The sequence below is a fragment of the Streptomyces sp. A5-4 genome, from assembly GCF_051131715.1.
Taxonomy (GTDB): Bacteria; Actinomycetota; Actinomycetes; order Streptomycetales; family Streptomycetaceae; genus Streptomyces.
On sequence record NZ_CP178591.1, the window covers coordinates 7,980,025 to 8,000,901 of the forward strand.

The 20,877-nt window shown below is 71.3% G+C and carries 21 protein-coding genes and 1 pseudogene; 8 read left to right on the top strand and 14 right to left on the bottom strand.

Annotated elements, in window-relative coordinates; translation table 11 throughout:
* Positions 1-29 precede the first annotated feature (29 nt).
* The gene (locus ACLLJJ_RS37335) at positions 30-269 is read left to right on the top strand and encodes a hypothetical protein (RefSeq protein ID WP_434599131.1); all 240 of its coding nucleotides are present in this window, start codon (positions 30-32) and stop codon (positions 267-269) included.
* A gap of 263 nt (positions 270-532) precedes the next feature.
* A complete protein-coding gene (locus ACLLJJ_RS37340) occupies positions 533-1,267 on the top strand; it encodes an SDR family NAD(P)-dependent oxidoreductase (RefSeq protein WP_434599132.1) in 735 nt (244 codons plus the stop codon).
* 60 nt (positions 1,268-1,327) lie between these two features.
* Here the strand turns inward: ACLLJJ_RS37340 and ACLLJJ_RS37345 are convergent, their stop codons facing one another.
* The 3 genes from ACLLJJ_RS37345 to ACLLJJ_RS37355 form a co-directional block, all read right to left on the bottom strand.
* Positions 1,328-2,620, bottom strand: a complete 1,293-nt coding sequence (locus ACLLJJ_RS37345; protein WP_434599133.1) for an MFS transporter — start codon at positions 2,618-2,620, stop codon at positions 1,328-1,330.
* On the bottom strand, positions 2,617-3,828 hold the full coding sequence (locus ACLLJJ_RS37350) for a PLP-dependent cysteine synthase family protein (protein WP_434599134.1): 1,212 nt from the start codon (positions 3,826-3,828) through the stop codon (positions 2,617-2,619). Before ACLLJJ_RS37350 ends, ACLLJJ_RS37345 begins: the two co-directional genes overlap by 4 nt.
* A 106-nt stretch (positions 3,829-3,934) precedes the next feature.
* Positions 3,935-4,306, bottom strand: coding sequence for a hypothetical protein (locus tag ACLLJJ_RS37355; RefSeq protein ID WP_434599136.1), 372 nt, complete (start codon positions 4,304-4,306; stop codon positions 3,935-3,937).
* Between the two features lie 225 nt (positions 4,307-4,531).
* Between ACLLJJ_RS37355 and ACLLJJ_RS37360 the strand changes: the two genes are divergently transcribed.
* A complete protein-coding gene (locus ACLLJJ_RS37360; protein WP_434599137.1) occupies positions 4,532-4,945 on the top strand; it encodes a hypothetical protein in 414 nt (137 codons plus the stop codon).
* 3 nt (positions 4,946-4,948) lie between these two features.
* On the opposite strand, the gene ACLLJJ_RS37365 is transcribed toward ACLLJJ_RS37360, so the two are convergent.
* Positions 4,949-5,758 (bottom strand): helix-turn-helix domain-containing protein, encoded by an 810-nt coding sequence (locus tag ACLLJJ_RS37365; RefSeq protein ID WP_434599138.1) that lies wholly within the window; start codon positions 5,756-5,758, stop codon positions 4,949-4,951.
* A gap of 121 nt (positions 5,759-5,879) precedes the next feature.
* Between ACLLJJ_RS37365 and ACLLJJ_RS37370 the strand changes: the two genes are divergently transcribed.
* Positions 5,880-6,185 carry a 4a-hydroxytetrahydrobiopterin dehydratase gene (locus tag ACLLJJ_RS37370; RefSeq protein WP_434599139.1) on the top strand — a complete coding sequence of 102 codons (306 nt, stop codon included), beginning with the start codon at positions 5,880-5,882 and terminating at the stop codon, positions 6,183-6,185.
* A gap of 48 nt (positions 6,186-6,233) precedes the next feature.
* On the opposite strand, the gene ACLLJJ_RS37375 is transcribed toward ACLLJJ_RS37370, so the two are convergent.
* The 3 genes from ACLLJJ_RS37375 to ACLLJJ_RS37385 all read right to left on the bottom strand — a co-directional run bounded on the left by ACLLJJ_RS37375 (position 6,234) and on the right by ACLLJJ_RS37385 (position 9,599).
* Positions 6,234-7,421 (bottom strand): DUF1266 domain-containing protein, encoded by a 1,188-nt coding sequence (locus ACLLJJ_RS37375; RefSeq protein ID WP_434599140.1) that lies wholly within the window; start codon positions 7,419-7,421, stop codon positions 6,234-6,236.
* Positions 7,418-8,590 (bottom strand): DUF1266 domain-containing protein, encoded by a 1,173-nt coding sequence (locus ACLLJJ_RS37380; RefSeq protein WP_434599141.1) that lies wholly within the window; start codon positions 8,588-8,590, stop codon positions 7,418-7,420. The genes ACLLJJ_RS37375 and ACLLJJ_RS37380 overlap by 4 nt, the downstream gene beginning before the upstream one ends.
* Before the next feature lie 166 nt (positions 8,591-8,756).
* Positions 8,757-9,599: an NmrA family NAD(P)-binding protein gene (locus ACLLJJ_RS37385; RefSeq protein WP_434599142.1), complete on the bottom strand. Its 843-nt coding sequence runs from the start codon at positions 9,597-9,599 to the stop codon at positions 8,757-8,759.
* Between the two features lie 80 nt (positions 9,600-9,679).
* Here ACLLJJ_RS37385 and ACLLJJ_RS37390 point away from each other — a divergent pair, with 80 nt between their 5' ends.
* Together ACLLJJ_RS37390 and ACLLJJ_RS37395 are read left to right on the top strand one after the other, a co-directional pair.
* Positions 9,680-10,612, top strand: a complete 933-nt coding sequence (locus tag ACLLJJ_RS37390; RefSeq protein ID WP_434599143.1) for an AraC family transcriptional regulator — start codon at positions 9,680-9,682, stop codon at positions 10,610-10,612.
* A gap of 69 nt (positions 10,613-10,681) precedes the next feature.
* Positions 10,682-11,602 (top strand): class I SAM-dependent methyltransferase, encoded by a 921-nt coding sequence (locus ACLLJJ_RS37395; protein WP_434599144.1) that lies wholly within the window; start codon positions 10,682-10,684, stop codon positions 11,600-11,602.
* Here ACLLJJ_RS37395 and ACLLJJ_RS37400 read toward each other — a convergent pair whose 3' ends face one another.
* The 5 genes from ACLLJJ_RS37400 to ACLLJJ_RS37420 form a co-directional block, all read right to left on the bottom strand.
* Complete coding sequence (locus tag ACLLJJ_RS37400) at positions 11,603-12,088, bottom strand: RICIN domain-containing protein (RefSeq protein WP_434599145.1); 486 nt, start codon at positions 12,086-12,088, stop codon at positions 11,603-11,605.
* Positions 12,089-12,170: 82 nt separating this feature from the next.
* The gene (locus ACLLJJ_RS37405) at positions 12,171-12,971 is read right to left on the bottom strand and encodes a maleylpyruvate isomerase family mycothiol-dependent enzyme (protein ID WP_434599146.1); all 801 of its coding nucleotides are present in this window, start codon (positions 12,969-12,971) and stop codon (positions 12,171-12,173) included.
* A gap of 227 nt (positions 12,972-13,198) precedes the next feature.
* Entirely contained in the window at positions 13,199-13,912 is a 714-nt protein-coding gene (locus ACLLJJ_RS37410) for a spermidine synthase (RefSeq protein ID WP_434599147.1), read from the bottom strand.
* 80 nt (positions 13,913-13,992) lie between these two features.
* Positions 13,993-15,678 carry a ribonuclease J gene (locus ACLLJJ_RS37415; RefSeq protein WP_434599148.1) on the bottom strand — a complete coding sequence of 562 codons (1,686 nt, stop codon included), beginning with the start codon at positions 15,676-15,678 and terminating at the stop codon, positions 13,993-13,995.
* A gap of 341 nt (positions 15,679-16,019) precedes the next feature.
* Positions 16,020-16,844 (bottom strand): aldo/keto reductase, encoded by an 825-nt coding sequence (locus tag ACLLJJ_RS37420; protein WP_434599150.1) that lies wholly within the window; start codon positions 16,842-16,844, stop codon positions 16,020-16,022.
* Positions 16,845-17,163: 319 nt separating this feature from the next.
* On the opposite strand from ACLLJJ_RS37420, the pseudogene ACLLJJ_RS37425 reads away from it, so the two are divergent.
* Both ACLLJJ_RS37425 and ACLLJJ_RS37430 read left to right on the top strand, forming a co-directional pair.
* Positions 17,164-17,301: pseudogene (locus ACLLJJ_RS37425) on the top strand (pyrroloquinoline-quinone synthase PqqC); the annotation flags it as partial.
* Positions 17,302-17,309: 8 nt separating this feature from the next.
* The gene (locus tag ACLLJJ_RS37430) at positions 17,310-17,513 is read left to right on the top strand and encodes a hypothetical protein (protein WP_434599151.1); all 204 of its coding nucleotides are present in this window, start codon (positions 17,310-17,312) and stop codon (positions 17,511-17,513) included.
* Between the two features lie 280 nt (positions 17,514-17,793).
* Here the strand turns inward: ACLLJJ_RS37430 and ACLLJJ_RS37435 are convergent, their stop codons facing one another.
* Positions 17,794-19,593: an AMP-dependent synthetase/ligase gene (locus ACLLJJ_RS37435; RefSeq protein ID WP_434599152.1), complete on the bottom strand. Its 1,800-nt coding sequence runs from the start codon at positions 19,591-19,593 to the stop codon at positions 17,794-17,796.
* Between the two features lie 343 nt (positions 19,594-19,936).
* Positions 19,937-20,812 carry a LysR substrate-binding domain-containing protein gene (locus ACLLJJ_RS37440; protein WP_434599154.1) on the bottom strand — a complete coding sequence of 292 codons (876 nt, stop codon included), beginning with the start codon at positions 20,810-20,812 and terminating at the stop codon, positions 19,937-19,939.
* Positions 20,813-20,877: the final 65 nt, after the last annotated feature.

Genomic DNA, 20,877 nt, shown 5'->3' on the forward strand with positions numbered 1-20,877 from the left:
GCCCACACCGAACGGCCTCACCGGTGTCGGTGTCGTCGTCACCGACAGGCAGGGCCGGATCCTGCTCGGGCTGGGGCACGACGGCCGCGGAATGGCACGAGGGCAGCACCATCGAACCCGCTTCGAGCAGCCCTCCCGGCGGTCACGGCTATCTGACCTACGTGGGCGCCCACGGGAAGACCGGGGCGGCGGCCGAAACGGCGTATCTCGACCGGACGAAGCACTGGACGACCGCGTTCGAGGCGAAGCGCCGGGCATTGAAGCGCTGAACCACTGAAGGACCCGCCCGCTGCTGTCCTGCGGCGCACGGCAACCGCCGTGCGCCGCAGGACAGTTCTCCGACGTTCGTCGCTCGACACCACACCTGAAATCCCCGGCGCCCCCGAACACTCGTTGTTCGTTGCCCGTACGTGGCCGTGGCCGTGGCCGGCGCCGGCGCTCTGGCCGGAATCACCGGCCGGGCGCGGCGCCCCTCCGCCCCCGGGGAGAATGGCCTTTCGCCGTCGCATCGTTTCGTCGTGAGGAATCCGCAGTGAGTGAGCACCAGCGAGTCACCGTCGTCACCGGAGGAAGCCGCGGCATCGGAGCCGCGATCTGCCGACGACTGGCCGCCGACGGGCATGACGTGGTCATCGGCTACCGCTCCGACGCCGCCGCGGCCGAATCGGTGGCCGCCGACGTCCTCCGCGCGGGTCGCCGCTGTGTCACGGTGGCCGTGGACACGGCCGACGAAGTCTCCGTCGACGCGCTCTTCGACGCCGCCGCGGCCCTCGGACCGGTCACCGGCCTGGTCAACAACGCCGGGGTGAGCGGACCCAACGGGCGACTGGCGGACGCCGACGCCGACGGGATGCGCCGGGCCCTGGACGTCAACGTCCTGGGCTACCTGCTGTGCGCGCGCCGGGCCGTGCGGGACCTGACCCGCACGGGTGGCGGGGCGATCGTCAACGTCTCGTCGGCGGCGGCCACCCTCGGCAGCCCCGGCCAGTACGTCCACTACGCCGCGGCGAAGGCGGCCGTGGACACGATGACGGTCGGCCTGTCCAAGGAGGTTGCCGCCGACGGCATCCGGGTCAACTGCGTTGCCCCGGGCGTCATCTGGACCGAGTTCCACGAGGACCCCAAGCGCCCCGCGAAGCTCGCGGCCACCATCCCCATGGGGCGCTCGGGGCAGCCCGAGGAGATCGCCGGGGCGGTCTCCTGGCTGCTCTCCGAAGACGCCTCCTACGCGACAGGCACCATCATGCGCGTCGCCGGCGGCATGTAGGACGCCGTGCGCGACGGGGACGTACGCCGCTGTTCGCGCCGTACGTCCCCGTGCCCGGTGCTAGCTCCGCCCGGCCAGTGACGCGGCGGGGCTCTTCGGCGCCGCCGCGAGGCTTCCCCTGCACGACAGCAGATGGATCGCGCCCGCGCAGGCCAGTCCCAGGGCCGTCAACGAGAGCCAGGGGAGGGCCGGCAGGCCGATGCGGCCGGACGCGTCCAGGGCCGCGCCGGTCAGGAGGTTACCGGCGGTGATCCCGACGCCGCAGATGGTGTTGTACAGCCCGTAGTGAGTGGCGACGAGCCGCTCCTGGGCCAGCGTGACGATGGTGTCCATCTCGAACGGGTAGATGACCATCGTGGCCACGGCCAGCAGGAGCCCGCAGAGTACCGCGGGCGCCATGGCGCCGATCAGGCGGCCGGGCCCCGCCGCCGGGACGGGCATCAGGAGCGGCAGGAAGGCCGCGCCCATCAGCGCCAGGCCGACGGTGATGGCCCGGTCGGACGTCCAGTTCCTCCTGCACCAGGCGGTGACGCGGGTCTGGCCGAGGATGGTGGCCAGCCCGGAGACGGCGAACAGGGTGCTCGTGCCGATCGTCGCGGCCGTCTCGTCCGGGGCCGCGTCGCGCAGCGCCATCGGCAGCGCGAGATAGACCTGGAAGGACAGCACGTACGAGCCGGTCATCGAGGCGGCGAAGAGCAGGAACGGCCGGTTGGCCAGCACCTGACGCCACTGCCGGCCGATGCTCTCGCGCTTGCCGCCGGAGCCGCCGGAATCCCCGCGTGCCTGTGGCAGGGCGCGCACCTGCACCACGGTCAGAACGGCGAAGACCGCGGCCGACACCAGGCAGGTCAGCTTGAAGTCGACACGGGTCAGGGCGAGCCCGATGAGGGGTCCCGCCAGAATGCCCGCCTGGTAGAAGATGTTGAACAGGGCGAAAGCCTCCACGCGCCGCTCACCCGCGCCCTGGGCCAGATAGGCGCGTACCGCCGGGTTGAACAGGGCCCCGGCGAAGCCGGTGGCCGCCGACGCGGCCAGCAGACCCGGGACCGAGTCGACCAGACCCAGGGCGGCGAAGGCGACGGTGCGCAGCACGCAGCCGGCCACGATCAGGGGCTTGTAGCCGAAGCGGTCGGCGAGGGTGCCGCCGAGGAGGAACATGCCCTGTTGGCTGAAGTTGCGCATGCCCAGGATGAGCCCGACCAGCCAGCCGGTCAGGGCGAGCCGCCCGGACAGGTGCTGGGCGAGGAAGGGCATCAGCATGTAGAAGCCCAGGTTGATGGTGAACTGGTTGAGCAGCAGCAGTTGGACACTGCGGTCGTAGGACCGCACCTGGGTGAGGACACCGGCGGTCATCGGCCGGCCTCCGGTGCGGGTGCGACGGCCTGCGTCACGGATGCGGCGACCTCCGGCGCCGGGGCGGCGCTGTCCCGCCGGGATACGGTGATCTCCCGCGCGGCTACGACGACTTCCCGGCCCGGCGGGGCGATCTCCCGGTCGGGCGCGAGGACGCGGCGGCACCGGGTCCAGCGGACGGCCTCCCGCTCCGAAGGGTGGCCGATCTCGTCCGGTGCGTCGGCGGGCCGCCCGCCGAGCAGATCGTGTTCGCGGCAGTAGTCGTCGTTGTAGACCGTCGAGAGATAGCGGTGCGGCCCGTCCGGGAAGACCGCGGCGATGTTGGTGCCCAAGGGGTACGTACGAGCGACCCAGCTGGCGACGAGCGCCACCGCGCCCACGCTCCAGCCACCGGACACGTAGTGCGATCCCGCGAGTCGACGGCAGGTCCACACGGCCTCGGCGGGTGCGACCCAGTGCACCTCGGCGAACTGCTCGTGGGCGACGTTGCGCGGATGGATGCTGCTGCCGAGGCCGCGCATCAGGCGCGGCCTGGCGGGCTGGCCGAAGATCGTGGAGCCGGTGGCGTCCACGCCGATGACCCGCAGGTGCGGGGCGAGGGTGCGCAGGACACGGCTGATGCCCGCGGAGTGCCCGCCGGTGCCGACGCTGACGACGAGGACGTCGATCGCGCCGAGCCGGGCGGACAGCTCATGGGCCAGCGGGGCGTACGCGCCGACGTTGTCCGGATTCGCGTACTGGTCCGGGCACCACGCCCCGGGCCGCTCGGCCAGCAGCGCGTGCACCCGCGCCCGCCTGGCCTCCTGCCAACCGCCCACCGGATGCGGGGCGGTGACCACGTCGACCTCGGCGCCCTGGGCGCGCAGCAGTCGGTGCATGTCCGGTTCCAGACCCGGGTCGGTGACCACGGTGACGGGGTGGCCGTGGACCTTCCCGGCGAGCGCGAGTCCCAGGCCGAACGTGCCACTGGTGGATTCCACGATCTCGGCGCCGGGCGCGAGCTCACCGCGTGCGCGGGCCCGGGAGACCATGTGGAGGGCCGGGCGGTCCTTGAGGCCACCGGGGTTGAAGCCTTCGAGTTTGGCCCAGAATCCGCGTCCGGGCGGGGTGAGGGGGTCCGAGACCCATACGACTGGGGTGTTGCCGACCGCGGCGGCGAGTGAGCGGCCGACACCGCGGGAGAGCAGGTCGGCGGAGGGCTGATGCATCGTGACTGCTTTCTGGTCAAGGGTGAAGAGCGCCGTACGACAGCGGCTCACCCCCGCCCGCGGCGGGCAGGGGTGAGGGACCGACTGCCCGGTCCTGGGCGGTCTTCTAGATGCGCCAGAGGCAGAGGAGCGATTGCGCGGTGGAGGACCCCGACAGCGGTGGGTCGGGGGCCCGGCGCGGCGCTGCGCGGCGGGCGGCGCGCCGCGCGTCGGCCACGTGTTCCGGGGCCGCTTCCGTGGCCGGGAGGCGGTCGGGGCCCGCCAGGGAGACGGAGCCCCGCTCACGCGAACAGTGGTCGCCCGGCTGGTGCGGGGCGGGCGCGGCGGGCGCGTCGACCGGCTGGGCCACGTGCTGGGCCGCCGCGACGGCGTGGGACAACCGGTGCACGTGCGTGGGCGAGCCGGCCGCCGTACAGAAGCACGCGGCAAGCAGCGCCACCATCAACGCCAACAACCCTCTGCGACCACGATCACACACACGGTGAACCGTAGTCGACGCGATGGGGCCCGAGTGACGCGTGGCTTGAAGTCGGGCTCCAAGCGGCATGCTTCATTCCGGTCCGCACCGGGCTCCATTACCCGGGAGGTAATCGACGCTCTCCGTACGGCGCGGCATCGTGGTCGTCACCGGGCCCCGGACGGCGCACTCCGTCCGGGATCCGGACCCACCGCCCCGCACGACCTCGACGGAGGCTGATTTCCCATGTCCGCAAACCTGCTCACGGCCCTGTCGCGGACCACCGAGCCGCAGACGACGCTGCGTCGTTTCCTGGCCCTCGACGCCGTGGTCACCGCCGGCAACGGCCTGGTCTACGTCGCCGCCTCCGGACCCGTCGGGAGGTTCCTCGGGGTCGGATCCGCCCTGCTGCTCGGGCTCGGCGTCCTCCTGGTGCTGTTCGGGGGATACGTCGGCCACCTCGCCTCGCGCCCGCAGCCGCCGGCCTTCGCGGTGAGGGCCGTCGTCGAGGTCAATCTGGCGTGGGCCGTCACCAGTCTCGCCTCGCTCGTCCTCTGGTTCTCGCCGACAGTCGTGGGCATGGCCTGGATCCCGGCGCAGGCCGCGGTCGTGGCGGGGTTCGCCGGGATCCAGTTCCTGGCGCTGCGCGCCCGGGGGTGAGTGCTACGGGCCCGTCGACCGGAGGTACTTGACCGTCGCCGGGTCGGCCGGGAGGAACGTCTCGATGGCCAGCTCGGCGACCGTCACGTCCAGCGGCGTGTTGAAGGTCGAGACGGACGAGATGAAGGACAGCACCTGTCCGTCGTGCTCGACCCGGAGCGGCAGCGCGAAGTACGGGTACGGCGGATCGGGCTCGTCGGACCCGGCATCGCCGTCGCGCTCCGGCAGGGGATACGCGGCGACCTCGTCGTACACGGCGCGCAGCGCGTCCGATCTGACCAGGGCGATCTGGCGCTCCATCTGGGCCAGCAGGTGTCCGCGCCACTCCCGCAGATTGCGGATGCGCGGGGCCAGGCCTTCCGGGTGCAGGGTCAGCCGCATCGCGTTGAGCGGCGGCGCGAGGAGCCGCTCGGGCACGCCCTCCAGGAGCATCATGATGCCCCGATTCGCGGCCACCACGGTGTACGAGGCGTCCACCACGAGCGCCGGGTACGGCTCGTAGCCCTGGAGCAGCTGCTCGATCCCCTGGCGGACGGCGCCCATGGCCGGATCGTCGAGCGGGGTCCGGCTGAACCGCGGGGCGTAACCGGCCGCGAGGAGCAGGGCGTTGCGTTCACGCACCGGGACGTCGAGGTGCTCCGCGAGCCGCAGCAGCAGCTCCTCGCTCGGACGGGACCTGCCCGTCTCGACGAAGCTGATGTGCCGCGCCGACGAGTCGGCGCGCAGGGCCAACTCCAGCTGGCTGATGCGCCGTTGACCGCGCCAGCCCCGCAGCAGTGGCCCCACACCTTGATCGGCCGAGGTAGTCGTCATACCGGAAAGGTACGCGGAAGCCGACCGCGCCGCGCATCGGTACCAGCGCGCCGACGTACTCCCGGGCCGGAAAGTGGGAGGCTGGCCGGCACGGCCACACCCGCACGGAAGGAGTCCCGCCATGACCGACGAGCCGCTGTCGCGGAAAGAGATCGAGGATCGGGTCCGCGAACTGCCCGGCTGGTCGCTGGGCGACGACAGGATCGCCCGCACCTACCGGCTCGGCAGCCACTTCGCGGCGACCGCGCTGGTCGTCCATGTCGCCGGGATCCAGGAGGAGCTGAACCACCACTCCGAACTGACCCTCGGCTACAACACCGTCGCCCTGACGGTGAACACGCACAGCGCCGGAGGCACGGTCACCGAACTGGACCTCGAACTGGCACGCCGCATCGAGGAGATCGCACCAGGACACGGGGCGAGCTGACCCGCCCCGGGCGTCCGCCCCGCCGCCCGAGCGGGCGGGCGCCCGGTCTCAGCGCCAGGGAATGTTCCGCCACGGGCTGCCCTCGTTCTCCGAGAGGAGGTGATGGGCGACGACGCTCTGCGCGTAGAAGCGCCCGTACTCCTCGTCGTCGAAGCGCAGCACCCGCCCGAGCGCGTACGCCGCGGAGTACTCCTCCCACGAGCCGTACGCCGCCTTGCTCAGCGCACCCGCGTACACGATCGCCTGCTCCGCCTCGTGGGGATGGCAGAACCGGGCCGACAGCCCCCAGCGGGCCAGATTCACGGCGCGCCCGTAGTCGTACGCCACCGTCGTGAGGACCCTGCCGTCCGGCGGCAGCAGCCCGTCGGCGCGAAACCGGGACTCGTAGCGCATGACGCGGCGCACCAGCTCCTCGATTTCCCCGACCTTCTCGTGGCGCACTCCGATGTCCTGCGCGTGCCCGGCGGCCGTCTCGCGCCACAGCTCGGCCGACGGCGGCTCGCCGAGGGCGGACCGCAGCTCCTCGCGCACCCGCAGGACGAAGTCCGGCTCGGGCGGGCTGTTGCGCCCGCCCAGCAGAGCATCCAACTGGCTTCGCCATTCGGTGTGCTGGGTGATGCCCCAGGAGTCACGCAACAATTCGAGCTCTTCGCAATACCCGTGGTAGACCGCGCCGACGTCGTTCCACGGCACGCCGTTCCCGATCGCGAGATGCACCCCGCACGCCAGGCCGTAGGCGAGCGGTCCGTGCAGCGCGCCGTGCCGCAACGCGACCAGGCGGTCGCCCGAAGGCCGGTCGTTCTCCGCGTAGTACCTGAGCCACGTCGCACGGTGCGGGGGAGTGGTGGGCAGCGAAAGCTGCCCCGGGGTCCCCGCGTTGACCGTGAGCAACTGGTGCGGGTCGTGCCAGGTGCACTCGGCGATCCATTTGAAGGAGACCGCGTGGAACACCCACTCGGGATGCCACGGAGGCAGCATTCCGCGCGTGAGAACCGACTTGCAGCTGCGCCCCGCCGCGTCACGGTACGCGCGCCAGTAGAGCGCGTCGGGCTCCGCGTCCGCCTCGGCCTTCGGCGCGAGGATGAAGAGCTCCGCGCCGGCGAGCACCCGCAGCTGCCCCTCCAGGTCACCGCGCATCCCCGCCTCGTGCAGCAGCCGCTCGGTCTCGGACGGCGGGACCCAGGGAGCGCCGTACCCGGCGGGTATCGGCTGGTGGGGCATGCTGGACACGTTCATGACCATGGAATATTCCGATAGGGGCTCGTCGGCTGCCGGGTGAGGATGCGGTGCTGGGCCAGCGTCTCCTGGTATCCGACCTCGGAGTCGTCCCCTTCGTCGAAGTGGATCGCCCGGGTCAGCGCGTAACCGAGCGAGAACGCGTCCCAGGAGCCGTACGCCTGCCGCGCCCGCTCGCCGATCCGCAACACCGCATGCTCGGCCTCGTCCGGGTCGATGTAGCGCGCGCCCAGTGCCATCCGTACGACGTTGACCGCACGTCCGTGGTCGAAGGCGGCCAGGGTGTCGACGCGCCCGGTGGGCGCGAGAATTCCGTCGGCCCGGAATCGGTCCTCGTAACGGACGATGGTCCGCAGCGAGTTGAGCGCCTCTTCGGCGTCGGATCCGCCGCCGGAGCCGGACGGCACGCGCCGCCCGAGAGCCTGCGTGACACTGTTGGACCACTCCTCGTACGACGGGGTCCGTCCCAGCCGCGCGGCCAGATTGTGCCGTGTCCGAAGTACGAACTCTTCGGTGCGGCCGACGAGTTGGGTGGCCAGGAGCGATTCGAGCTTCTGCCGGTAGCCGACCCGGTTGCCGACGTGCCAGGGGCGGCGCAGCCATGCGATGTCCGTGGCGTAGTCCTGGTAGGCGGCGCCCAGCTGGTTCCACACGAGGCTGTTGTGCACGGCGAGATGCGCGCCGACGGCCAGGCCGTGCGCCAGTGGTCCGTGCAGGGAACCCGCGCCGTGAGTGATCAGCCGGCCCGACCGTGGACCGCCGGTCCGCGCGTCGGCCGCCAGCCACGCCTTGCGGTGCCCCGGCCGGGCCGGAACGGCGGTCGCGATCGGCGTGTCGAGGTTGATCCCGAGCCACCAGCCGTTGTCCGGCCAGCCCCGGGCGAGTTCGGCGAGTGTGGTCTGCCGGAATACCCAGTCCGGATGCCAGGGCGGCAGCAGGCCGGGCGTCAGGACGGGGAAGCATGTCCGGCCCGAGGCGGGGTCGCGCTGCGAGCGAGGCGGCGCGACGAAGCCGGGGGTGTCGGCGTCCAGGCGGGGGAGGAGCACGTAGAGCCGACTGCCGGCGAGCGCGTCGAGCTCCGCTTCCCCGTCCCCCCGCACTTTCGCCTCGTACAGCAGCCGCTCGGTCTCTGTCGGCGGCGCCCAGCCGGTCTCTGTCCCCGTGTTCACGGGTCGATCCTACGAAGCGCGCCCGGGTGGCCGTCTGTCAGGTACCGGGGGCCGGAACCCCGGCGGCCGGGGCGGGCCGCCGCGCGGGCCCGCCCCGGCCTGTAACCGGGGGCGAACTCCCGGCCCCCGAGAGCCCTTCGGGCAAGGGGCGGGCAGCCCCCGCCGCCTACCCCGCGTGGTCGGTCCAGTCGCCCGCGGCGGCGGCCTCCCGCGCGAACTCCGTGAAGTCCTTCGGCTCACGGCCCAGCACCCGCTTCACCCCATCCGTCGTCGCCGCGTTGTGCCCGTCGAGCAAGGTGCCGAACAGCGTGGCCAGCCAGTCGGCCTCCGCCGTCGGCATCCCGTACTGCTGGAGCAACCGCGCGTACTGCGGCCCTGTCACCGGCACGTACCGCACCTCGCGCCCCGTCGCCCCGGCGATCTCCGCCACCACCTCGGCGAAGGTCAGCAGCCGCGGCCCGGTCAGCTCGTGCACCAGCCCCGCGTGCCCCTCCTCCGTCAGCGCCGCCACCACCACGTCGGCCAGGTCGTCGGCATCCACCCACGGCTCCGCCGTGTCGCCGGCGGGGAACGCCACCTCACCGGCGAGCACACCTTCGGCCATCGGGCCCTCGCTGAAGTTCTGCGCGAAGAAGCTGCCGCGTACGACAGTCAGTTCGGCGCCGCACTCACGCAGCGCGTCCTCGGCGACAACCGCCTCGGGCTCGCCGCGCCCCGACAGCAGCACCAAGCGCCGCACCCCGTTCTCCACCGCGATCCGACCGAGCGTCCGCACCGCTTCCGGCGCGCCGGGGGCGGCCAGGTCCGGGTAGTACGCCACATACGCGGCGTCCGCGCCCCGCAGCGCCGGGCCCCAGGTCGACTCGTCCTCCCAGTCGAACTTCACCGCTCCCCTGCGCGATCCGGACCTGACCGTCACGCCCAGGGAGGTGAGACGTTCGACCACCCGACGGCCCGTCTTGCCCGTGCCACTCGTCACCAACACCGTTTGCTGCTTGAGGTTTGTCATGCCTCAAGCTTCGGTGCCCGCGCCTGGACGGGCCATGCTCCAGAGGCTCAATCCCATGTGTGTGCGTCTAGGCTGAGGCCATGGACGCTCTCGCCGGACTCCTCGACGGGCCGCGCGCCCGGGGCGCCTTCCTCATGCGGGCCGTGATGAATGCGCCCTGGGCGGTACGGGTCGAGGACCGGGCACCGCTCACCCTCATGTGCATGACACGCGGCGACGCCTGGGTGCTGCCCGACGACGGCGACCCGGTGCTGCTGCGCCCCGGCGACATCGCGATCGCGCGCGGCCCCGACGCGTACACCTGCGCCGACGATCCGGCGAGCCCGCCGCGGGCCCGGATCGGACCCGGCGGGACGTGCAGCACGCTCCGGGGCGAGCCGCTGGCCGAGGCGATGCATCTCGGCGTACGTACCTGGGGCGACAGCCCGGACGGGGCCGCGTCCGTCCTCATCGGCACCTACCAGATGGCCGGGGAGGTCAGCGGGCGGCTGCTCGCCGCCCTGCCGCCCCTGGTGTTCCTGGCCGCCGACGAGTGGAACTGCCCGCTGATGCCGGTGCTCGACGAGGAGATCAGCAGGGACGAGCCGGGGCAGAGCGTGATGCTGGACCGGCTGCTCGACCTGCTGCTGATCGCCGCGCTGCGGTCGTGGTTCTCCCGGCCGCAGGCCGAGGCCCCGGCCTGGTACCTGGCGATGGCCGACCCCGTCGTCGGGCAGGCGCTGCGGCTGATGCAGGACGACCCCGCCCACTCCTGGACGGTGGCCTCGCTCGCGGCGAAGGCCGGGGTCTCGCGGGCCGGGCTGGCCCGGCGCTTCACCGAGCTGGTGGGGGAGCCTCCGATGGCCTACCTCACGGGGTGGCGGCTCGCGCTCGCCGCGGACCTGCTGCGGGAGTCGGACGCCACGGTGGGTGCGGTGGCGCGTCAGGTCGGCTACAGCGGTTCCTTCGCGCTGAGCGCCGCCTTCAAGCGGGTCCGGGGGATCAGCCCGCAAGAACACCGCTCCCTGCCCTGAGCGCCCGGCTCTTTTGCGGGAGCGGCAAATAAGTTCGCCGAATCGGCCCGGCGGCAGGACGCTGGGGCCATGAGCCCTCACGACGATCACGAGCCCCGTCACGACAGCGCCCACCGCGGCGCCCCAGGTTACGGTCACGACCACGCCACGATGGACTGGGACGCGATGAGCGCCCACCTGGAGCGGGAGGCCGAGGTGCACCGCCCGGCGTACGAGCAGGCCGCGGCCTGGATCGCCGACCGCTTCCAGGAGCCTCGCGGAGTGCGCCGCGTCCTCGACCTCGGCAGCGGCCCCGGAGTGATCACCTGCTTGCTGGCCGAGGCATTCCCGGACGCCGAGGTGGTCGCGGTGGACGGCACCCCGGCTCTCCTGGAGCGCACCCGGGCACGGGCCGAACGGGCCGGTCTGGGCGATCGGGTACGTACCCATGAAGCGGAACTCGCCGACGGGCTCGGCGCGTTGGGTGAGGCTGACATCGTCTGGGCCGCCAACACCTTGCACCACGTCGGGGATCAGCGCGCCGCGCTCGCCGACTTCGCCCGGCTGCTGCGCCCCGGCGGCCTGGTCGCCCTGATCGAGGGTGGGCTGCCGCCGCGCCGTCTGCCGCGTGACATCGGGATCGGCAGGCCGGGCCTGGAAGCGCGCATCGAGGCCGTGACGAGTGACTGGTTCGCCACGATGCGCGCCGAACTGCCGGGCGTGAAGCAGGAGGTCGAGGACTGGAGCGCGCTGCTGGCCGCCGCCGGACTCACGCCGGCCGGCACTCGTTCCTTCCTGCTCGACCTCGCGGCCCCGCTCACCGGCGAGGCGCGCGAACAGGTCGTCGACACCTTCGCCCGGCAGCGCGACAAGCTCGCGGACGGGCTGACGGCCGACGACATCACCACACTCGACCGCCTCCTCGACCCGGCGGACCCGGCGGGGCTGCGACAACGCCCCGACGTGTTCCTACTGACCGCGCGCACGGTGCATGTCGCCCGCCGCGACTGACTAGAGGGTCTCTCCGAGCACCGGCTCCAACTGCCACCACTGGCCGGGGGAGTCGGTGTCCTCCCACTGCCGCACATTGGCGCCGTCGTCCGTGCTGCCGTCGGCCACCTCAAGCAGCAGCCCGCTGACCCAGCTGATCAGTGTGACCGTGCCGGGGGCGTCGAGATGCTGCTCGATCACCCACTCCTGGGCGCCGAAGTTATTGGCCTTCCACTGCTGGACGTTGGCCCCGTTCTCCGTCGACGCCCCGGCCACGTCGAGCCGCTTCTCGCTCGCGGCGTTCACCAGGTGGTAGAGCCCGCCGCCGCTGTGTACCGCGCTGATCAGCCACTGCTGCGCCGGGGCGCCACTCTCCTTGCCCTGCTGGACGTTGGCGCCACTGCCTCTGGCCCCGCCGTACACCTCAAGCAGCAGCCCGCTGCCGACATTGCGCAGCCGGTACGGGCCCTCCCGTACGGCCTGCGGTCGCTGGGCGTCCCCGTTCATGTTCCTTGCTCCTTCAGGTTGTCGGCGACGGCGGCCCCGCTCGCCCTGGCGTGCATGCCCCGCCGGTGGCCTTCCGCTTCGGTCACACGGGAGGCATCAGGGCGAAGTAGCGGTCGAGCATCGCGGAGTCGCCCTTCACCTCGATGTGGTCCGCCGGGATGCGCTGCCATAGGAACAGCATCAGGTCCGACGCCGTACCGGCCAACTCGACGTCACAGGGCCCGGTGCCGGCTCGCCGTCGGTGACCCGGACCTCCGGGCCTTCGAAGGACACCGTCCAGCTGCCCCCGCCGTCGGTCTGCCGGAACCCGAACCGCTCGCCCGCTCCGGGCGGGGCCTGCTGCCTGGCCCCGCCGGGCCGGCGCCATGACCTGGAAGGTGTGGCCGACCGCGTCCGCCGCCGGCTCGGTGTCGACCGGCCGGGCCGGCCCGAAGGCGCTTTCCGCGTCCCAGCGGTGCACGGCCGCCTCGACACACTGGATCCGCAGCCAGAACGCGACGGTCCGCTCCGACGACCAGGTCCACACCCGCTCGTCCGGCGCGCGGTCCCTGAACAGCGTTTCGAGTTCCGCGGCGCCTTCCGCGTACCAGTCGATCAAGCGGGCCGGCGCCGGCCCGTGATTCGGCGCGGTCTCCGGCCTCGGCCAGCCCCGATGATCCGCGGGCAGCCCCAGGAAGGTCAGATCCGTGGGGTCGAGTTGCTCGGAGAGCCGGTCCCGGATGACGCGCGCGACGTACCGGTGCACCGTCGCCAGGTGCACCACCAGGTCGGAAACGGTCCAGCCGGGGCAGTACGGGACCAGGGGCGCCGCGCCCTCGACCGCCCGACGGGCAGCGGTCTCGAAGGCCTGTGCTTCGCGATGGAAATGCGAGACGAAGTCCATGGCGCCACTTTGCCAGTCGTCGGCCGGACCCGGTACGCGTCGGGCGGCCACGGCCGGGACCGGCGCCCGGCGCGGGGCGGCGGGCGGGCAGCGAATCGCTTCCGGGCGCGTCGGAAGCAGCCCGGACCAGCGCGGATATGACAACGTGATGCGACGGCGCCACCCGGCCCGAGCCGGGTGGCGCCGTCGTCATCGTTGAGCCCGTGCGCGGGACGTGTGGGCCCCGCTCACTTCCTCGCCACGTACACGGTGTTGGTCGCCGTGCCGCCCTGCAGCGGATTGTCGAAGTCGACGACGTGCGCCCCGGAGTCCGTGAAGACCTCCGCGAGCACGGTGAGGAACCGCTCGTCCGGCGGGTCGTTCGACCACAGGGCGAAGACACCGTCGGGGTGCAGGCGGTCCGCGAGACCGCGCAGCCCCGCGGGCAGGTAGAGCGCCGCGTGACTGGGGTGCAGGACATGGTCCGGTGCGTGGTCGACGTCCAGGAAAATGCCGTGGAAGCGTCGGTCGGCCACCTCGGGATCCCAGCCGTGGGCGCCGCCGGCCATCGCGAAGAAATCGCCCTGGACCAGACGGCAGCGGGCATCCGAGGACAGCTGGGCGCCCAGGGGCACCAGCCCTCGCCGGTGCCACTCGATGACTTCGCCGAGCGCGTCGACCACGATCAGCGAACGCACCCGTGCGTCGTCGAGCACCGCCTGAGCGGTGTAGCCGAGGCCGAGCCCGCCCACGACGATGTCCAGTTCCTCGCCCGGCAGCTTCGCCAGGCCGAGTCGCGCGAGCTCGATCTCGCCCGTGGTGAAGAGGCTGGACATGAGGAACTCGTCACCGAGCTTGACCTCGTACACGTCCTGGCCCGACACCGGATCCCGTCGACGCCGCAGGCTGATGTCTCCCATGGCCGTCGGGGAATAGTCGATCTCCTCGAAACGCGCGCTCATCCGCTCCTCTTCTCCACCGTCGGTTTCCGCACCGTCGGCCACCCGTGTTCGTACGACTCCGTTGCCACCTGTACGGCGGCTCAGGCGTCGATGATGACCGGGATGATGAGGGGCTTGCGGCGGTGTGTCCTGAAGGCCCAGGACCCCACGGCGCGGCTGATGAGCTGCTCCAGCTGACGCGCGTCGCCCACACCTTCCTTGGCCGCCGTCGCCAGCGTCTTCTCGATCACGGGGATGACCGGCTCGAACGTGGTGTCGTTGTGGACGAAACCGCGGGCCAGGAAGTCGGGGGCCTCGGCGAGGGCGCCCGTGTCGGCGTCGACGATCGCCACGACCGTGATGACACCCTCTTCGGCGAGGGTGAGACGGTCCTTCAAGGACGCCTCGGTGGCGCCGCCGACCGTCATGCCGTCCACGTACACGTTGCCCGCGGGCACCTTGCCGGTGATCGAGGCCCGTCCGTTGACGAGGTCGACGACCACACCGTCCTCGGCGATGATCACCCGGTCGGGCTCGACGCCGGTCCGGATGGCCAGATCCGCGTTGGCCCGCAGGTGGCGCCACTCGCCGTGCACGGGCATGACGTGCTTGGGCTTGACGATGTTGTAGCAGTACACGAGCTCGCCGGCGCTGGCGTGCCCCGAGACGTGCACCTTGGCGTTGCCCTTGTGGACGACGTTCGCGCCCCACCTGGTCAGGCCGTTGATCACCCGGTAGATGGCGTTCTCATTGCCCGGGATGAGGGAGCTGGCGAGCAGGACGGTGTCGCCCTTGCCGATCCGGATCACGTGGTCGCGGTTGGCCATGCGCGAGAGGGCGGCCATCGGCTCGCCCTGCGATCCCGTGCACACCAGCGTGATCTTGTGGTCCGGGAGCTTCTCCAGTTCCTTGAGGCTGACGACCAGCCCGGACGGAACCTTCAGGTAGCCGAGGTCACGGGCGATGCCCATGTTGCGGACCATCGACCTGCCGACAAAGGCGACCTTGCGGCCGTGCTGGTGCGAGGCGTCCAGGACCTGCTGGATGCGGTGCACATGGCTGGCGAAGCTGGAGACGATGACGCGCTTCGGGGAAGTGCGCAGCACCTGCTCGATCGCCGGATTCAGCTCGCGCTCGGAGGTGGTGAAACCCGGGACCTCGGCGTTGGTGGAGTCGGTGAGGAACATGTCGACGCCCTCCTCGCCGAGTCGGGCGAAGGCGCGCAGGTCGGTGATGCGTTCGTCAAGGGGGAACTGGTCCATCTTGAAGTCACCGGTGTGCAGCACCATCCCGGCACTGGTACGGATCGCCACCGCGAGGCTGTCCGGGATGGAGTGGTTGACCGCCACGAACTCGCAGTCGAAGGGGCCGTAGCTCCGCCGGTCGCCCTCGCGGACCCGCACGGTGCGCGGGCGGATGCCGTGCTCCTTGAGCTTGGCCTCCAGGAACGCCAGCGTCAGCTTCGAGCCGACGATGGGAATGTCGGCCCGCTCGCGCAGCAGATACGGCACGGCGCCGATGTGGTCCTCGTGGCCATGGGTCAGCACCACGGCGAGTACGTCGTCCAGCCGGTCCCGGATCGAGGTGAAGTCCGGCAGGATCACATCCACGCCGGGTTGGGTCTCTTCGGGGAACAGCACGCCGCAGTCGACGATCAGCAGCTTGCCGGAGTGTTCGAAAACCGTCATGTTGCGGCCGATCTCACCCAGACCGCCGAGGGCGACGATCCTGAGCCCTCCGGCGGGCAGGGGTGGGGCGGCTTTTAGCTCGGGATGGGGATGGCTCATAGTGCGACGCTACCGGAGGCCTGCGGGTGCGGATCCACTACCTGGGCCTCTAGGCGTGACGAGGCGGGTGCTTCCCCCGCCCGGCGGCTGCGGCTGAGCCTTTCCCGGGCATGTCCCGGTCACTGTAGTGGCGGCCCGTCGGGCGTGTCCCGACGGGCTCGGGCGCTGCTCCGTTCGGTGGAACGGGACGGCGAAAGCCGAGGGGGAAGCGGGCGCCGACGGGGCCGGAAACCGACGCAGCGGGCCGGTGGAATCGACCGCGCCGCCTTACCACCGCGCCGCCTTACCACCGCGTCGCCGCACGGCCGGGCCGAGCGGCGGCGCGACGGTGACGACCGGGGTCAGTCGTTCGCCGGGTCGGCTCCCAGGCGCTTGCCCTCGTCGAGAGCGGCGAATGCCGCCAGGTCGTCGTTGTCGAGCTCGAAGTCGAAAACGTCGATGTTCTCCTTGATCCGCGACGGCGTCACGGACTTCGGAATCACCACGTTGCCGATCTGCAGGTGCCAGCGCAGAACGACCTGGGCCGGGCTCTTGCCGTGCTTGCGGGCGACGGCGACGACCGTCGGGACCTCTAGCAGGCCCTTGCCCGAGCCGAGCGGCGACCAGGCCTCGGTGGCGATGGAGTGCTTGGCGTGGAAGGCGCGGGGCGTCTCCTGCTGGAGCTGCGGGTGCAGTTCGATCTGGTTGACCGCGGGGACGATCGAAGTCTCGCCGAGCAGGCGCTCCAGGTGCTCCGGGTGGAAGTTGGAGACACCGATGGACTTGGCGCGGCCGTCCGCGTGGATCTTCTCGAAGGCCTTGTACGTGTCCACATACTTGTCCTGGGACGGCGCCGGCCAGTGGATCAGATACAGGTCGACATGGTCCAGGCCGAGCTTGCTCAGCGATGCGTCGAAGGCGCGCAGCGTCGAGTCGTACCCCTGGTGCTCGTTCCACAGCTTCGTCGTGACGAAGAGCTCGTCGCGGGGGACTCCCGAGCCGGCGATGGCGCGGCCGGTGCCCGTCTCGTTGCCGTAGATCGAGGCCGTGTCGATGCTCCGGTACCCGGACTCGATCGCTGTGCCGACGGTCTTCGCGGCCTCGTCGTCCGGCACCTGCCAGACACCGAAGCCGAGCTGCGGCATCTCGACGCCGTTGTTCAGGGTGATTGAGGGGACGGTGCTCACGAGGAGTCGATCCTTACGTCGTCGGTTGGTACTCCCCAGACTCAACGATCACACGGCCTGAGGCATTCCCGTGAAGAGCGGAATGATTGGCTCAATACAGCTCCGATGTTATTGGTCCGGGCCATTGACCGCGTCCCGTCATGCCGCGAATCTGGAGCAAGTCGCTGAACTGCGGACAGTCATGTGAACTGGGGGTGGACCCCCGGTGCACATCAGTCCCATCCACCCCCACTCCTGCCCGCCCAGTCCCATCCAGCCCCACCTTGTTCACTCCTGAAATCCCCCACTTCTCAGGAAAGTTGGTACGGCTTATGAAGGGCTGCGGCTCGGCGAGGCTGCCGGGCTCGACCGGGCGGCGCTCGTCGAAGGGCGCGGACTGCTGCCCGGCGTACGGCTCGCGGTCGACGGGTACGTCAACTTCTGTCGGCTGCCGCGGCCTTCAACCGCTACCGGGGCACCGAGTGGATGAGCGAGACCTGTGGCGGCTGCCCCCGCCGCGGTGAGGACTTCGGCGGCTGCCGCTGCCAGGCGTACGCCCTCACCGGCGACGCCGCGCGTACCGACCCGGCGTGCGGCCTCTCCCCGGACCACGCGCTCGTACGCGCCCTCACCACCGGCGCCGAGCCGCGCCCCTACGTCTACCGCAGTCACGCCCGAAGCCGAAGCTGAAGAAGCTGAAGGAGAACGAGATGACTTCCAACGAAAACGGCGGGTACCGGGGCCCCGCGCACGGCCGCGCCGCTCTTTCCCGAGTCGCCGTCGGAGGCACCGGTGGACGCGGAATTGCAGGCGGTGGCGAACAGCAGCACTGCGGCGATGGTGCGGATCGGTCGCGACACAGGGGCCCCTCCCTTGGGATGCCCCGCATTCTGTGGCTGACCTGACGAGCCGTCAAAAACTGCCGCAGCGCCAATTGATGGTCTGTCAGAAATGTTTCGGGGGGCACCCGTCAGCGGTAGAGCGCGTTGACCTCCGCGGTGTACGCCGTCTCGATCGCCTTGCGCTTGAGCTTCAGCGAGGGCGTCAGCAGCCCGTGTTCCTCGCTGAACTGATGGGCCAGGATCCGGAAGGTGCGGATCGACTCGGGCTGCGAGACCGCCGTATTGGCGGCCACCACCGCACGCCGGACCTCCATCTCCAGATCGGCGTCCCGCACCAGCTCGGCGGGGTCGAGGGGCGACCTGTTCTGCATGTGCAGCCAGTGGTCGACGGCCTCTAGGTCCAGCGTGACGAGCGCCGCGATGTACGGCCGGTCGTTGCCGACGACGATGCACTGGGCCACCAGCGGATGCGCCCGCACCCGCTCCTCCAGGCCGACCGGCGACACGCTCTTGCCGCCCGACGTCACCAGGATCTCCTTCTTCCGGCCGGTGATCGTCAGATAGCCCTCGTCGTCCAGTACGCCGATGTCCCCGGTGGCCAACCAGCCGTCGTGCAGCACCGCGTCGGTGGACTTCGGGTCGCCCAGATACCCCGAGAACACCTGGCCGCCGTGCAGCCAGATCTCCCCGTCGTCGGCGATGTGCACCGTCGTGCCGGGCAGCGGCAGTCCGACCGTGCCGTAACGGGTGCGCTCCGGCGGGTTGGCGGTGGCGGCGGCGGTCGTCTCCGTCAGGCCGTAGCCCTCGTAGACGGTCACCCCCGCGCCCGCGAAAAACAGCCCGAGGCGCCGCTCCATCGCGGACCCCCCGGACATGGCGTGCCGGACCCGGCCGCCCATGGCGTCCCGGACCTTCCCGTACACCGCCTTGTCGAAGAACTGGTGCTGCAGGCGCAGCGAGGCGGAGGGCCCGGGGCCGGTGCCGAACGCGCGGTGCTCCTGCGCCTCCGCGTACCGCACCGCGACCTCGACGGCCTTGTCGAACGCCGCCTCCTTGCCCGCGCGCTCGGCCTTGCGCCGAGCCACCTGGTAGACCTTCTCGAAGATGTACGGCACGGCGAGCAGGAACGTCGGCCTGAACGCCGCCAGATCGGGCAGCAGCACGTCCGCGGACAGCGCGGGCTGATGGCCCAGCTTGACCCGGCCCCTGATCGCCGCCACCTCGATCATCCGGCCGAAGACGTGCGCGAGCGGCAGGAAGAGCAGGGTGGACGCCTCCTCGCTCGGCCCGGAGTTGAACACCGGCTCCCAGCGGGCGATCGCGGTGTCCGTCTCGAACATGAAGTTCGCGTGCGTGATCACACAGCCCTTGGGGCGGCCCGTGGTGCCCGACGTGTAGATCACGGTGGCCACCGAATCCGGTGTCACGGCCCGCCGGTGGCGGTGCACCACGTCGTCGCCGACGTGCGCGCCCGCCAGCAGCAGCTCGGCCTCGGCGCCCGCGTCCAACTGCCACAGCCGCTTGAGCAGCGGCAGCCGGTCGATCACCGAGCCGATGGTCATCGCGTGGTCCTCGTGCTCGACCATGCAGGCCGACACCTCGGCGTCGTACAGCGTCCAGAAGACCTGCTCGGCCGAGGCGGTCGGATAGACCGGCACGGGCTGGGCGCCGACCGTCCAGAGCGCGAAGTCGAAGAGCGTCCACTCGTAGCGGGTGCGCGACATGATGGCGACCCGGTCGCCGAACCGCACGCCGTGTGCGATCAGCCCCTTGGCGAGCGCCATCACCTCGTCGCGGAACGCGACCGCGGTCACGTCATGCCAGCGCCCGTCGTCGCCCTTGCGACCGAGCATGACGTGGTACGGATCCTCCTCCGCGTAATTGAAGACGGCATCCGCAAGTCCGCCGACCTGAGGCGCCGCTGCCATGGGTGGGACGGTGAACTCGCGCAATGACCTGCTCCTTGTGGCGCTCCGCACAGCGCCGGTGACGGTACCCCAAGGGGACCGGCGGGGGCAGGGGGTTGCGAAATCCGGCCAACGCTGCATCGGCACAGGTCAGCGCGGGGAGGCAGGGGGAAAAGCGGCCACAATGGGGAAGGCTCGGGCACACTCCTGACTGCGGAGTAAGTATGGCGCGCGGAAACCTCCACGGAATCTGTACGCGCCGCTCACGTACGGGCGGCGGGCCCGGCGCGACTCTCCCGGGGATTCGCGGTGGCACGCGTAACCGGTCGGGGGGATTTCGCCACCGGTCAGCGACGCGCGGGTGTCACGTCCCGCTCGCGGCCGGGCCGTGCAGTTGGTCGCCGCCCGCCAGGATCGCCGCGGCGAGAGCGTCCGCCGCCTCCTGGGCCGCGGGGCGCCGGCCGTGCAGCAGTACGAAGTCCACGCCGCCCAGGTCCGGCAGGCCTGCCCTCGCCGGGACCGGGGTAAGGCCCGGCGGAATCAGGCCACGGGTGTGGGCCATCACGCCGAGGCCCGCGCGGGCCGCCGCGATCAGCCCGCTCAGGCTGCCGCTCGTACAGGCGATGCGCCAGGAACGGCCGTGCTCCTCCAGCACATCGAGGGCGCGCGCCCGGGTGATGCCGGGCGGCGGGAAGACGATCAGCGGGACCGGGTGGTCCGGATCCAGGCGCAGACCCGGGGCGCCGATCCAGGTGAGGGTGGACTGCCAGACCAGCTCGCCGTGGGTGTCGCCCGCGCGCCGCTTGGCGAGGACCAGGTCGAGGCGGCCCGCCTTCAGCTGCTGGTGGAGGGTGCCGGACAGCTCGACGGTCAGCTCCAGCTCGACCTCGGGGTGATCGCGGCGGAACGACTTCAGGATCTCGGGCAGCCGGGTCAGGACGAAGTCCTCCGAGGCGCCGAAACGCAGCCGGCCGCGCAGCCGGGTGCCGGTGAAGAACGCGGTGGCCCGCTCGTGGGCCCGCAGGATCGTGCGGGCGAAGCCGAGCATGGCCTCGCCGTCCTCGGTGAGCTCCACCCGATGGGTGTCCCGGGTGAAGAGCCGGCGCCCGGTCGCCTCCTCCAGCCGCCGGACGTGCTGGCTCACCGTGGACTGGCGCAGACCCAGGCGGCGGGCGGCCTGGGTGAAGCTCAGGGTCTGGGTGACCGCCAGGAAGGTGCGCAGCTGCGTCGGGTCGTACACGGACGCAGGATATCGCGGTTATCACGCAACGCGATGGCAGTGAGTTCCGTATACGGGATTCCCGA

Bases quoted from the DNA above. Each gene is read 5' to 3' on its own strand.
- ACLLJJ_RS37350 (WP_434599134.1), bottom strand. From the start codon at position 3,828: ATGCATCAGCCCTCCGCCGACCTGCTCTCCCGCGGTGTCGGCCGCTCA.
- ACLLJJ_RS37345 (WP_434599133.1), bottom strand. From the start codon at position 2,620: ATGACCGCCGGTGTCCTCACCCAGGTGCGGTCCTACGACCGCAGTGTC.
- ACLLJJ_RS37400 (WP_434599145.1), bottom strand. From the start codon at position 12,088: ATGAACGGGGACGCCCAGCGACCGCAGGCCGTACGGGAGGGCCCGTAC.
- ACLLJJ_RS37410 (WP_434599147.1), bottom strand. From the start codon at position 13,912: ATGAGCGCGCGTTTCGAGGAGATCGACTATTCCCCGACGGCCATGGGA.
- ACLLJJ_RS37415 (WP_434599148.1), bottom strand. From the start codon at position 15,678: ATGAGCCATCCCCATCCCGAGCTAAAAGCCGCCCCACCCCTGCCCGCC.
- ACLLJJ_RS37430 (WP_434599151.1), top strand. From the start codon at position 17,310: ATGAGCGAGACCTGTGGCGGCTGCCCCCGCCGCGGTGAGGACTTCGGC.
- ACLLJJ_RS37365 (WP_434599138.1), bottom strand. From the start codon at position 5,758: ATGACGACTACCTCGGCCGATCAAGGTGTGGGGCCACTGCTGCGGGGC.
- ACLLJJ_RS37375 (WP_434599140.1), bottom strand. From the start codon at position 7,421: ATGAACGTGTCCAGCATGCCCCACCAGCCGATACCCGCCGGGTACGGC.
- ACLLJJ_RS37405 (WP_434599146.1), bottom strand. From the start codon at position 12,971: ATGGACTTCGTCTCGCATTTCCATCGCGAAGCACAGGCCTTCGAGACC.
- ACLLJJ_RS37370 (WP_434599139.1), top strand. From the start codon at position 5,880: ATGACCGACGAGCCGCTGTCGCGGAAAGAGATCGAGGATCGGGTCCGC.
- ACLLJJ_RS37435 (WP_434599152.1), bottom strand. From the start codon at position 19,593: ATGGCAGCGGCGCCTCAGGTCGGCGGACTTGCGGATGCCGTCTTCAAT.
- ACLLJJ_RS37395 (WP_434599144.1), top strand. From the start codon at position 10,682: ATGAGCCCTCACGACGATCACGAGCCCCGTCACGACAGCGCCCACCGC.
- ACLLJJ_RS37390 (WP_434599143.1), top strand. From the start codon at position 9,680: ATGGACGCTCTCGCCGGACTCCTCGACGGGCCGCGCGCCCGGGGCGCC.
- ACLLJJ_RS37360 (WP_434599137.1), top strand. From the start codon at position 4,532: ATGTCCGCAAACCTGCTCACGGCCCTGTCGCGGACCACCGAGCCGCAG.
- ACLLJJ_RS37385 (WP_434599142.1), bottom strand. From the start codon at position 9,599: ATGACAAACCTCAAGCAGCAAACGGTGTTGGTGACGAGTGGCACGGGC.